The organism is Streptomyces sp. NPDC059355, assembly GCF_042752335.1.
GTDB lineage: Bacteria > Actinomycetota > Actinomycetes > Streptomycetales > Streptomycetaceae > Streptomyces.
The window spans coordinates 76,982-88,636 of record NZ_JBHYXN010000021.1 but is presented as its reverse complement, the minus strand read 5'-3'; the positions used below and the strand labels follow the sequence as shown (position 1 = coordinate 88,636).

General features: G+C 71.4%; 8 protein-coding genes and 3 tRNA genes. 7 read left to right on the top strand and 4 right to left on the bottom strand.

The features are described from left to right. Positions 1-301 precede the first annotated feature (301 nt). From ACFXGI_RS21110 to ACFXGI_RS21095, 4 genes are all read left to right on the top strand, one after another. On the top strand, positions 302-997 hold the full coding sequence (locus ACFXGI_RS21110; RefSeq protein WP_384708689.1) for a vancomycin high temperature exclusion protein: 696 nt from the start codon (positions 302-304) through the stop codon (positions 995-997). A 57-nt stretch (positions 998-1,054) separates the two neighbouring features. Beyond that, on the top strand, positions 1,055-1,828 hold the full coding sequence (locus ACFXGI_RS21105; protein ID WP_384708686.1) for an SDR family oxidoreductase: 774 nt from the start codon (positions 1,055-1,057) through the stop codon (positions 1,826-1,828). 109 nt (positions 1,829-1,937) lie between these two features. Further along, positions 1,938-4,019, top strand: a complete 2,082-nt coding sequence (locus tag ACFXGI_RS21100; protein WP_384708683.1) for a molybdopterin oxidoreductase family protein — start codon at positions 1,938-1,940, stop codon at positions 4,017-4,019. 183 nt (positions 4,020-4,202) lie between these two features. Beyond that, a complete protein-coding gene (locus ACFXGI_RS21095; protein WP_384708680.1) occupies positions 4,203-5,348 on the top strand; it encodes an RNA polymerase sigma factor in 1,146 nt (381 codons plus the stop codon). 78 nt (positions 5,349-5,426) lie between these two features. Here ACFXGI_RS21095 and ACFXGI_RS21090 read toward each other — a convergent pair whose 3' ends face one another. From ACFXGI_RS21090 to ACFXGI_RS21075, 4 genes are all read right to left on the bottom strand, one after another. Then, positions 5,427-7,349, bottom strand: coding sequence for an ABC transporter ATP-binding protein (locus ACFXGI_RS21090; protein WP_384708677.1), 1,923 nt, complete (start codon positions 7,347-7,349; stop codon positions 5,427-5,429). Then, a complete protein-coding gene (locus tag ACFXGI_RS21085; RefSeq protein WP_384708674.1) occupies positions 7,346-9,079 on the bottom strand; it encodes an ABC transporter ATP-binding protein in 1,734 nt (577 codons plus the stop codon). Before ACFXGI_RS21085 ends, ACFXGI_RS21090 begins: the two co-directional genes overlap by 4 nt. Positions 9,080-9,239: 160 nt before the next feature. Continuing rightward, on the bottom strand, positions 9,240-10,694 hold the full coding sequence (locus ACFXGI_RS21080; protein ID WP_351773969.1) for an FGGY family carbohydrate kinase: 1,455 nt from the start codon (positions 10,692-10,694) through the stop codon (positions 9,240-9,242). Positions 10,695-10,767: 73 nt separating this feature from the next. Then, positions 10,768-11,070: a YtxH domain-containing protein gene (locus ACFXGI_RS21075; protein ID WP_384708671.1), complete on the bottom strand. Its 303-nt coding sequence runs from the start codon at positions 11,068-11,070 to the stop codon at positions 10,768-10,770. Positions 11,071-11,216: 146 nt separating this feature from the next. On the opposite strand from ACFXGI_RS21075, the gene ACFXGI_RS21070 reads away from it, so the two are divergent. From ACFXGI_RS21070 to ACFXGI_RS21060, 3 genes are all read left to right on the top strand, one after another. Then, positions 11,217-11,289: transfer RNA gene (locus ACFXGI_RS21070), tRNA-Asn, on the top strand. Positions 11,290-11,294: 5 nt separating this feature from the next. After that, positions 11,295-11,367 (top strand) — tRNA-Asn (locus tag ACFXGI_RS21065). 186 nt (positions 11,368-11,553) lie between these two features. Continuing rightward, positions 11,554-11,627 (top strand) — tRNA-Ile (locus ACFXGI_RS21060). Positions 11,628-11,655 lie beyond the last annotated feature (28 nt).

The following is an 11,655-nucleotide window of genomic DNA, read 5'->3' as shown; positions in this document are numbered from 1 at the left end:
CGGGCGCCAGGGGCGCAAACCGCTGAGCTGCGTGCCGAGTTGGGTGGTGATCCGGGTCAGCAGCTCCGTGGCGGTGGCGGGGGGAAAGGGGAGGGACAGGGACTCGGGAGGGTGCACCAGCTCCGTCATGAACCGATCCTGCGGGCCGCAGATGTCGGTGGCGTTGCGCAGGGGTGACGGGTGTTTACCGGGTGCTCACCCGCTCATTCGTACGAGTGAAAGGCGGGGAGCGGGGAACTGGGGCGCGGGCGTAGATCGTCAATGTGTGCGAACGAGGTGTGGCGCAACGGGGGGATCGACCATGAAGCGGAATCCGAAGCGGAAGCTGCTGCCGGGCTGGACGGCGACGGTGGCGGGGCGGCGGCGGGCCGTCCAGGCGGTGGTGGCCGGGTGTGTGCTGTTCCTGCTGCCCTCGGCGTGGACGCACGCGGCGGCCGCGGACCGGCTGCGGAGCACGGCGGACGCGCCGGCCTCCGAGGTGGCGGTGGTGTTCGGAGCGGGGCTGTGGAACGGGAAGCCGACCCCGTATCTGGCCAGACGGCTCGACGCCGCGGTGGAGCTGTACCGCACGGGCAAGGCCAAGGTCGTGCTCGTCACCGGGGACAACAGCCGCACCGAGTACGACGAGCCCGACGCGATGCGGACGTACGTGACGGCCCACGGGGTGCCAGGGGACCGCGTCGTCAGCGACTACGCCGGGTTCGACACGTGGGACTCATGCGTCCGGGCCAAGGAGATCTTCGGGGTGAAGCGGGCAGTGCTGATCAGCCAGGGCTTCCACATACGCCGGGCCGTCGCGCTGTGCGGTGCGGCGGGTGTGGACGCGTACGGGGTCGGGGTGGACGACGAGCACGACGCGACCTGGTACTACGGCGGCACGCGCGAGGTCTTCGCGGCGGGCAAGGCGGCGCTGGACGCGACCTTCAAGCCGGAGCCGCGGTTCCTGGGGCCGAAGGAGCAGGGGGTGTCGCGGGTCCTGGCCGCTCTGGCAGACTGACGCACCGTCAAGTGATATGCCGATTAGTCACATACGAGTCTGTCAGGGGTGGGGAACGTGGCTGTTGCGGATCTGACCGGCAAGACCGTCGTGATCACCGGGGGAGCGCGCGGGCTGGGCGCGGCGGCCGCGCAGGCTGTCGTGGACGGGGGCGGCCGCGTGCTGATCACCGACGTGCTGGAAGCGGAAGGCGCTTCGACCGCAGCGAAGCTCGGCGAGGCGGCGCGGTTCCTGCGGCACGACGTCACGAGCGAGGCCGACTGGCAGGGCGCCCTCGACCACGCGGTGGCCGAGTTCGGGCGGATCGACGGGCTCGTCAACAACGCCGGCATAGCCACCGGGCAGCTCCTGGAGCACGAGAGCGTCGAGCACTTCCGGCAGGTCGTCGAGATCAACCTGGTCGGCACCTTCATCGGCATCAGGACCGCGATACCGCTGCTGCGGGCGAACGGCGGCGGCTCCATCGTCAACATCTCCTCCGCGGCCGGACTCATGGGCCTGGCGCTCACCGCCGGGTACGGGGCCTCCAAGTGGGGTGTGCGCGGTCTGTCGAAGATCGGCGCGGTCGAGCTCGCGGAGGCGGGGATCCGCGTCAACTCGGTGCACCCGGGCATGACGCTGACCCCGATGACCGCCCCCATTGGGATCCGGCCCGGCGAGGGCTTCTTCCCCGGCGCCCCGATGGGCCGCGTCGGCGCCCCGCAGGAGACGGCCGCGGCGGTCGCCTTCCTCCTCTCCGATGCCGCCGCGTACATGACCGGCGCCGAACTGGCCGTGGACGGCGGCTGGACGGCCGGCCCGCCGATACGGAACCTCACCGGGCAGCTGTAGCGGCCGTCCGCGTCCTCACCGGGCGGCGGCGGGCGTGCTGAGGTGGTCGTACGGGGCGCGTAACCGGGGGCGGCGGTCGGTGTAACACCGGCGGCGCAGGCTGGGCCGTATGCGCACCCCGGATTCCGCCACCGCCACGCACTGCCCGTACTGCGCGCTGCAGTGCGGGATGAACCTCCGCCCCGAGCCGGGCGGCGCGAGCGTGGTGGTGGAGGAGCGGGCCGATTTCCCCGTGAACCGGGGCGCGCTGTGCGGCAAGGGGCGGACCGCCCCCGCCGTGCTCTCCTCCCGGGTGCGCCTGACCGGGCCGCTCGTCCGCACCCACGCCACCGGACGGCTGGAGCCGGCCACCTGGGAGGAGGCCCTCGACGCCGTCGCCGAGGGCCTCGCCCGCACGGGCCGCGCGCACGGAGCCGACGCGGTCGGGGTGTTCGGGGGCGGCGGGCTGACCAACGAGAAGGCCTACGCGCTCGGCAAGTTCGCCCGCGTCGCCCTGCGGACCTCGCAGATCGACTACAACGGCCGCTTCTGCATGTCCTCGGCCGCCGCCGCCCACCAGCGGGCCTTCGGGCTGGACCGCGGACTCCCCTTCCCCCTGGAGGACATCCCCCGGACCGGCTGCGTCATCCTCGTCGGCTCGAACCCGGCCGAGACCATGCCGCCCGCCCTGCGCTACCTCACCGAACTCAAGGCGAACGGCGGCACGCTGATCGTCGTCGACCCGCGCCGGACCCGCACCGCCGAACTGGCCGACCTGCACCTCGCCCCGCGCCCCGGGACGGACCTCGCCCTCGCCCTCGGCCTGCTGCACCTGGTCGTCGCCGAGGGCCGCACCGACGAGGAGTTCATCGCCGGGCGCACCACCGGCTGGGCGCAGGCCCGCGCCGCGGCCATGGCGCACTGGCCGGAGCTGGTGGAGCGGATCACCGGCGTGCCCGTACCCCGACTCCGCGAGGCCGTCGCCCTGTTCTGTGCGCCGTCCTCCGCGATGGTACTGACCGCCCGCGGGCCCGAGCAGCAGTCCAAGGGCACCGACACCGTCGGCGCGTGGATCAACCTCTGCCTGGCCACCGGCCGTGCCGGCCGCCCGCTCTCCGGGTACGGCTGCCTCACCGGCCAGGGCAACGGACAGGGCGGCCGCGAGCACGGTCAGAAGGCCGACCAGCTCCCCGGCTACCGCAAGCTCGCCGACCCGGCCGCGCGGGCGCACGTCGCCGAGGTCTGGGGCGTCGACCCCGACAGCCTGCCCGCGCCCGGCCGCAGCGCGTACGAACTCCTCGACGCCCTCGGCACGGAGGTGAAGGCCCTCCTCCTCATGGGCTCCAACCCCGTGGTCTCGGCCCCCCGCGCCGCCCACGTCGAAGACCGCATCCGCTCCCTGGACTTCCTCGCGGTGGCGGACGTGGTCCTCTCCGAGACGGCCGCCCTCGCGGACGTGGTCCTCCCCGTCGCCCAGTGGGCGGAGGAGACCGGCACCACCACCAACCTGGAGGGCCGCGTCCTGCTGCGCCGCCGCGCCCTGACCCCGCCGGCGGGCGTGCGCACCGACCTGGACGTCCTGCACGGCCTGGCCGACCGCCTCGGCATCGAGAAGGGCTTCCCGACCGACCCCGAGGAGGTCTTCGAGGAGCTCCGCCGCGCCTCGGCCGGCGGACCCGCGGACTACTCGGGCATCTCCTACGCCCGCATCGAAGCCGAACAGGGCGTCTTCTGGCCCTGCCCGGACGACTCCCACGCCGGCACCCCGCGGCTCTTCCTCGACCGCTTCGCCACCGACGACGGCCGGGCCCGCTTCGCCCCCGTCTCCCACCGTGACGCGGCCGAGGTCCCGGACGCCGAGTACCCGGTCCTGCTCACCACCGGCCGCGTCGTCTCCCAGTACCAGTCGGGCGCCCAGACCCGCCGCGTGGACGAGCTCAACACGGCCGCCCCCGGCCCCTTCGTGGAGATCCACCCGCGCCTCGCGACCCGTATCGGAGCGGTCGAGGGCACCCCGCTCGCGGTCGTCTCCCGCCGCGGCCGCGCCGTGGCCCCGGCCCGCATCACGGACACCATCCGCGCGGACACGGTCTTCATGCCGTTCCACTGGCCGGGCGAAGGCCGCGCCAACAACCTGACCAACCCGGCCCTCGACCCGGTCTCCCGCATGCCGGAATTCAAGGTCTGCGCGGTCCGCGTCGAGCCGGCCTGAGCGCCGGTCACTTCCGTCCGGGGTCCACCGGCACGCGCGCCCCGGGTCGCGACCCGGCGGGCGTCTGCAGGGCTCGAACTTCTCGCACATGCGTCCGGTCCGCATCGGGATTCCCGGCGGGGGGTAACCATCCGGTCACGCACCGGACTCAGAAAGTGCACGCACGCCCCTCGTGGCAGTGATGTGTCGTACTCCACACTGAGGTGCGGTGCCCCCGTCCTCGGAGCCCTGGAGGTCGCCCCCGTGCAGACCCGGATCCTGACCGTCAACGTGAGCCCGCCCGTCCAAGACACCGAGGCCGCCACGGGCGAAGAGCCCGAGGCCGAGGCGGTGGACGAGGAGCCCGAAGAGCCCGAGGTGCCGGAGCTCGTCGAGCAGGTGCCCGAGCCGCGCCGGCGCGCCGACACCGGCGGAGCGAGCCCTTCCGCCGACCTGTTCCGCCAGTACCTGCGTGAGATAGGCAGGATCCCGCTGCTCTCCGCCGCCGAGGAGGTCGAGCTCGCGCGCCGCGTCGAAGCCGGCCTGTTCGCCGAGGAGAAACTGGGCAACAGCCCCGACCTCGACCTGGGTCTCGCCCTCGACCTCGACAAGCTCGTCGTCATGGGCCGGATGGCCAAGCGGCGCCTCATCGAGTCGAACCTGCGGCTCGTCGTCTCCGTCGCGAAGCGCTACGTGGGCCGCGGGCTCACCATGCTCGACCTCGTGCAGGAGGGGAACCTCGGACTCATCCGGGCCGTCGAGAAGTTCGACTACGCCCGCGGCTACAAGTTCTCCACCTACGCCACCTGGTGGATCCGGCAGGCGATGTCGCGGGCCCTCGCCGACCAGGCCCGCACCATCCGCGTGCCCGTCCACGTCGTCGAGCTGATCAACCGGGTCGTACGCGTCCAGCGCCGCATGCTCCAGGAGCGCGGGTACGAGCCCACCGCCGAAGAGGTCGCCGTCCACCTGGAGCTGACCCCCGAGCGGGTACTGGAGGTGCTGCGCCTCGCCCAGGAGCCGGTCTCCCTCCACGCACCGGTCGGCGAGGAGGACGACGTCGCCCTCGGCGACCTGATCGAGGACGGGGACGCCGCCTCGCCCATGGAGTCCGCCGCCTTCTTCCTGCTCCGCGAGCACCTGGAAGCGGTGCTGTCGACCCTCGGCGAGCGCGAGCGCAAGGTCGTGCAGCTGCGCTACGGCCTGGCAGACGGCAGGCCCCGCACCTTGGAGGAGATCGGGCGGATCTTCGGCGTGACCCGCGAACGGATCCGGCAGATCGAATCCAAGACGCTCAACAAGCTCCGCGACCACGCCTTCGCCGACCAGCTCCGCGGCTACCTGGACTGAGTGCGCAGGCAGGAGCCCGGTACGGAGAAGGGGTGCCCCGTCCCGAGGGCACCCCCATACCAAGCCGAGACCTCGACGCTAGTCGACCTCGGCCACCGCCTGGGCGAACTGCGCCGCGTACAGGCGCGCGTACGCGCCCTCCGCCTCCAGCAGCTCCCCGTGCGTGCCCTGCTCCACGATCGAGCCGTTCTCCATCACCAGGATCACGTCGGCATCGCGGATCGTGGACAGCCGGTGCGCGATCACGAAGGACGTACGGCCGTGCGCGAGGCGGGCCATCGCCTTCTGGATCAGCACCTCGGTACGGGTGTCCACCGAGCTCGTCGCCTCGTCGAGCACCAGGATCACCGGGTCCGACAGGAACGCCCGGGCGATGGTGATCAGCTGCTTCTCGCCCGCGCTGACGCCCGCGCCCTCGTCGTCCAGCACGGTGTCGTAGCCGTCCGGCAGGGTGCGGATGAACCGGTCCGCGTGGGCAGCCCGCGCCGCCTCCTCGATCTCGGCGCGCGTGACCTCGCGCGCCGCGCCGTACGCGATGTTCTCCGCGATGGTGCCTCCGAACAGCCAGGTGTCCTGGAGCACCATGCCGATGCCGCCGCGCAGTTCCTCACGGGTCATCTTCGCGATGTCCACCCCGTCCAGGGCGATCTCGCCGCCCGTGACCTCGTAGAACCGCATCAGCAGGTTCACCAGCGTGGTCTTGCCGGCACCCGTCGGGCCGACGATCGCGACCGTGTGGCCCGGCTCGACCGTCAGCGACAGGTTCTCGATCAGCGGCTTGTCCGGCTCGTAGCGGAAAGCCACCTTGTCGAGCGTGACCTGGCCGCGGATCCGCTCCGGACGCTCCGGAACCTCGGCATCGGGCTCCTGCTCCTCGGCGTCGAGCAGCTCGTAGACCCGCTCCGCCGAGGCCACACCGGACTGCACCAGGTTCGCCATCGACGCGACCTGCGTCAGCGGCATCGAGAACTGGCGCGAGTACTGGATGAAGGCCTGCACGTCACCGATCGACAGCGTGCCCGAGGCCACCCGCAGACCGCCGACGACCGCCACCAGCACGTAGTTGATGTTCGAGATGAAGAACATCACCGGCTGCATGATCCCGCTGACCAGCTGGGCCTTGAACGAGGCCCGGTACAGCGCCTCGTTGTGCTCGGCGAAGACCGCCGCGGACTCCTTCTGCCGGCCGAAGACCTTGACCAGGGTGTGGCCCGAGTACATCTCCTCGATGTGCGCGTTGAGCGCGCCCGTCGACTTCCACTGCGCCACGAACTGCGGTTGCGACTTCTTGCCGATCTTCGCCGCGACGAAGACCGACACCGGGATCGTCACCAGGGCGACCAGCGCCAGCAGCGGAGAGATCCAGAACATCATCGCCAGCACGCCGACGATCGTCAGCAGCGAGTTGAGCAGCTGCCCCATCGTCTGCTGGAGCGTCTGCCCGATGTTGTCGATGTCGTTGGTGGCGCGGCTGAGCACCTCGCCGCGCTTCTGCCGGTCGAAGTACGACAGCGGCAGCCGCGAGAGCTTCGCCTGCAGCTCCTCGCGCATCCGGTACACGGTGCCGTTCATGATGTGGTTCGACAGCCGTGTCGCGACCAGCATCAGCAGGCCGGCGAGGGTGAAGACCATCAGCGCCCAGATCGCCACGACCCCGATGGCACCGAAGTCGATGCCCTCGCCGGGGGTGAAGTCGGTGCCGGACAGCATGTCCGCCATCCCGCCCTCGCCCTTGGCGCGCAGCCCATCCAGCGCCTGCTCCTTGGTGATCCCGGCCGGCATCTGCCGGCCGACGATCCCCGCGAACACCAGGTCGGTCGCCTCACCGAGGATCTTCGGACCGACGACCGAGCAGGCGACGCTGCCGACGACGGCGGCGACCATGCCCCACAGCCTGCCCCGGTCCTGCGCGATCTGGTTCAGCAGCCGCTTGCCCGAGCCCTTGAAATCCATGGACCGCTCGGCCGGCCCCATCATCATCCGTCCTCCGGGCCCGCTCATGCGGCCTCCGCCTCCGTCAGCTGGGAGAGCACGATCTCCCGGTAGGTCTCGTTGTCGGCCATCAGCTCGTGGTGGCGCCCCTCGCCCACGACCTGGCCCTCGTCCAGCACGATGATCCGGTCGGCGTCGCGGATCGTGGAGACCCGCTGGGCGACGATGACCACCGTCGCCTCCTCCGTCTCGCGGGAGAGCGCCGCGCGCAGCGCCGCGTCCGTCGCGTAGTCGAGCGCGGAGAAGGAGTCGTCGAAGAGGTAGATCTCCGGGCGCTGCACCAGCGCGCGGGCGATGGCCAGGCGCTGGCGCTGGCCTCCGGAGACGTTCGTTCCGCCCTGCGTGACGGGCGCGTCCAGACCGCCCTCCAGCTCGGACACGAAGCCCTTGGCCTGCGCCACGTCCAGCGCGTGCCACAGCTCCTCGTCGGTGGCGTCGGGGCGCCCGTACCGCAGGTTGGAGGCGACGGTTCCGGAGAAGAGGTACGGCTTCTGCGGGACCATGCCGACCGTCTTGGCCAGCAGCTCCGGGTCGAGGCGGCGTACGTCCTCACCGTCGACCAGCACATCGCCGCCGGTCGCGTCGAACAGCCGCGGGACCAGGCCCAGCAGCGTGGACTTGCCGCTGCCGGTGGAGCCGATGACTGCGGTGGTCTCGCCGGGGCGGGCCACCAGGTCCACCCCGCGCAGCACCGGCGCCTCGGCGCCCGGGTAGCGGAAGTCGGCGCCGCGCAGCTCCAGCTGACCGCGGGCGAGCAGCTTGCGCACGGGGTCGGTGGGCGGGACCACGCTCGACTCGGTGTCCAGGACCTCCTGGACGCGCTCGGCGCAGACCTCGGCGCGCGGCACCATCATGAACATGAAGGTGGCCATCATCACGGACATGACGATCTGCATCAGGTAGGCGAGGAAGGCCGTCAGCTGGCCGATCTCCATGCCGCCGCTGTCGATGCGCATCGCGCCGAACCAGATGACGGCGACGCTGGAGATGTTCACGACCACGATCACGGTCGGGAACATCAGCGCGAGGAGCTTGCCGGCGGCGAGGGAGACCCCCGTCAGGTCGGCGTTGGCCTCCCGGAACCGCTCCTTCTCGTAGTCGTCGCGGATGAAGGCACGGATCACGCGGTTGCCGGTGATCTGCTCGCGCAGCACGCGGTTCACGGTGTCCAGGCGGACCTGCATCTTCCGGAACAGCGGCCGCGTCCGCAGGACGATGGCGCCGACCGACAGGCCGAGGACGGGGACCACGGCCAGCAGCACGCCCGACAGCTTCACGTCGAGCGAGAGCGCCATGGCGATGCCGCCGATGCACATGATCGGCGCCGAGACCATCAGCGTGAAGGTCATCAGGACCAGCATCTGGATCTGCTGCACGTCGTTCGTCGTACGCGTGATCAGCGAGGGCGCGCCGAACTGGCCGAGCTCGCGCGCGGAGAAGCTCTGCACCCGGTCGAAGACCGACGCGCGGATGTCGCGACCGACGGCGGCCGCGGTACGGGCGCCGAAGTAGACGGCGCCGCAGTTGCACACGAGCTGGACGAGGGAGACGCCGAGCATCAGCGCGCCGAAGCGCAGGATGTAGCCGGTGTCCCCGCTGACGACACCGTTGTCGATGATGTCGGCGTTGAGCGTGGGCAGGTAGAGGCTCGCACTGGTCTGCAGCAGTTGCAGCAGGACCAGCAGGGCAATCGGTTTCCGGTACGGACTCAGATGGGTCCGCAGAAGTCGTATGAGCACGCGCAGGCTCCGGTCGGCAAGATCGAGGGGGTTCACTCCATCTTCGGCCACCGCACGACCGATCCCCACCGGTTTTCGCAAAGGCCGGTCAAAAGGAGTAGACCGGCCACCGGGCCTACTCCGACGGCAGTAGGCCCCGCGTCCCGAACGGGCGTCGCCCTCAGCCCTGGAACGCTCCCGGGTGGATCTGCTCCCGCGTCGCGATGTACTGCTGGCGCACCGCCTGCCAGGCCGGGTACTCCTCGCCCGGCTCGAAGACCTGCGCCGCCGGACCCGGCCACACCGGCGGGGTGTGCGGAGCCAGCGTGCCCTGCTGCACCCCGAGCGCCCACGCGGCCTGGCGCGCCGCGCCCAGCGCCGCGTAATCGGCCGGAGCCGGTACGACGACCTGCGTCCCGAACAGCCCCGGAGCCGCGGCCTGTACGGCGGGCAGCTCGGCCGCCGCGCCCAGCAGGAACACCCGGCGGATCTCCACCCCGCGCGAACGCAGCACGTCGAGCGCGTCGACGAGCCCGCACAGCATGCCCTCGAACGCGGCCCGCGCCAGGTGCTCCGGCTTCATCGAGTCCCGCCGCAGCCCGGACAGGGTCCCGGCGGTGTGCGGCAGGTTCGGCGTCCGCTCACCTTCCAGGTACGGCAGGAGTACGAGGCCGTGCGCACCCGGCGTCGACTTCAGCGCGAGCTCGGACAGCCCCTCCAGATCGGTGCCCAGCAGCTCGGCGGTGCCGCGCAGCGCCCGTACGGCATTGGAGGTGTTCACCACCGGCAGGTGCATGCCACTGGCGTCGGCCAGCGAGGTGATCAGCCCGCCCGGCTCCGAGAGAGCCTCGCGGTGCACGGCCATCACCGAACCGGAAGCGCCCAGCGAGACCACCGCGTCACCGGGGCCCAGGCCCAGCCCGAGCGCGGCGGCCATGGTCTCCCCGGTGCCGGCGGAGATCAGCAGCCCCTCCGGTGTCATCCCGGCGGCCTCGGCCGGCCCGAGCACCTCGGGCAGCAGCGCCATGTGCCCGAGCGCCAGCTCGACCAGGTCGGGGCGGTACGAACCGGTGGCCGGCGACCAGTACCCGGTGCCCGAGGCGCCGCCCCGGTCGGTGGTCCGCCGGGCCGGCCGGCCCAGCAGCTGCCAGACCAGCCAGTCGTGCGCGGACATCAGTACGGCCACCCGGCGGGCCGCCTCCGGCTCGGTGCGGGCCAGCCAGGCCAGCTTCGCCACCGGCTGGGCGGAGTGCGGGACGGACCCGACGGCCTCGGCCCAGGCCTGCCGGCCGCCGAGCGCCTCGATCAGGTCCGCGGCGGCCACCTGGCCGCGCTTGTCGTTGCCGACCAGGGCCGGACGGACGAGGGCGCCCTGCTGGTCCAGCGGCAGCAGCCCGTGCTGCTGTGCGGAGACGCCTATGGCCTGCACGCCTTCGAGGAGCCCGCCGCCGGCGGCCTCGCCGAGGGAGAGCAGCCAGGCCTGCGGGTCGGTCTCGTGGGGGTGGACGCTCTCGGGATCGCCCGCGGGCTGCGGATGCGGGGCGTACCCCTGGCGCAGCACGGCACCCGTATCGGTGTCACAGACGATGATGCGAGTGAAGGCGGAAGAGCTGTCCAGCCCGGCGACTATCCCCATGCGGAGAATTCTGCCGCACGCACGGGCGGGATCCGCCGCCCGGAGGCGCCGGATCCCGCCCGGTTCCCGTGGTTCAGGTGTTGCTCGTGCCCCATTCATCCTCGGAGCCGCCGCCCGCCCGGTCGCGCAGTCCCCGTACCCGCCCGGACAGGGAGGCGGGCATCGCGTCGCCGACCTTGTCGCTCACGGCGGCGAAGGCCTTCCCGGCGAGCTGGCGTCCCGTCTGACCGGCGCTCTCGGCGGCATTGCGCACCGCGGGGTTCTGCGCGACTCCGCGCGCGGACTTCCTCAGCTGCTCGTAACGCTCGCGCCCCGCGCGGGTTCCGAGGACGTAGCCGAGGGCCAGTCCGACCACGAACGTGACCTTGTACCGCATGCCTGCCACCCTTCGTCGTGTGGTGCCCGGCCCGCTGGCGATACCGATTGGCGGAGCACCCCCCTGCTTGCGCTAATCTATGACTCGCAACGGGCGCTCGCCCCTCCAGCAAGGCCGGAGGTGGGCTGTTCGGTGCACCGCAGCAATCCCCTGTAGCTCAATTGGCAGAGCAGTCGGCTGTTAACCGGCAGGTTACTGGTTCGAGTCCAGTCGGGGGAGCGCAGTCCCCTGTAGCTCAATTGGCAGAGCAGCCGGCTGTTAACCGGCAGGTTACTGGTTCGAGTCCAGTCGGGGGAGCGTGAAAGAAGAGGACCTCACGCGAGGTCCTCTTTCTTTTTTGTCCCGGTTCTGGAACCGGGCAGCACTCAGAGCGGTCTCCCTCAGCAGGCGAAGCCGATCATGCGAGGCATCCGAGGCAGGAGATCGTATGAGCGGCTATGCTGCGGCAGACGGCGCGCACACATGTACGCGCCACGCCGTGAAGGGGCGGTAGCTCAGCCGGTTAGAGCAGCGGACTCATAATCCGTCGGCCGTGGGTTCGAGTCCCACCCGCCCCACTGCGAGTGTTGGTCAGCAGAAACGTTG

Excerpts from the sequence above, each read along its gene's own strand:
- ACFXGI_RS21110 (WP_384708689.1), top strand. The coding sequence starts at position 302 with ATGAAGCGGAATCCGAAGCGGAAGCTGCTGCCGGGCTGGACGGCGACG.
- ACFXGI_RS21100 (WP_384708683.1), top strand. The coding sequence starts at position 1,938 with ATGCGCACCCCGGATTCCGCCACCGCCACGCACTGCCCGTACTGCGCG.
- ACFXGI_RS21090 (WP_384708677.1), bottom strand. The coding sequence starts at position 7,349 with ATGAGCGGGCCCGGAGGACGGATGATGATGGGGCCGGCCGAGCGGTCC.
- ACFXGI_RS21080 (WP_351773969.1), bottom strand. The coding sequence starts at position 10,694 with ATGGGGATAGTCGCCGGGCTGGACAGCTCTTCCGCCTTCACTCGCATC.
- ACFXGI_RS21075 (WP_384708671.1), bottom strand. The coding sequence starts at position 11,070 with ATGCGGTACAAGGTCACGTTCGTGGTCGGACTGGCCCTCGGCTACGTC.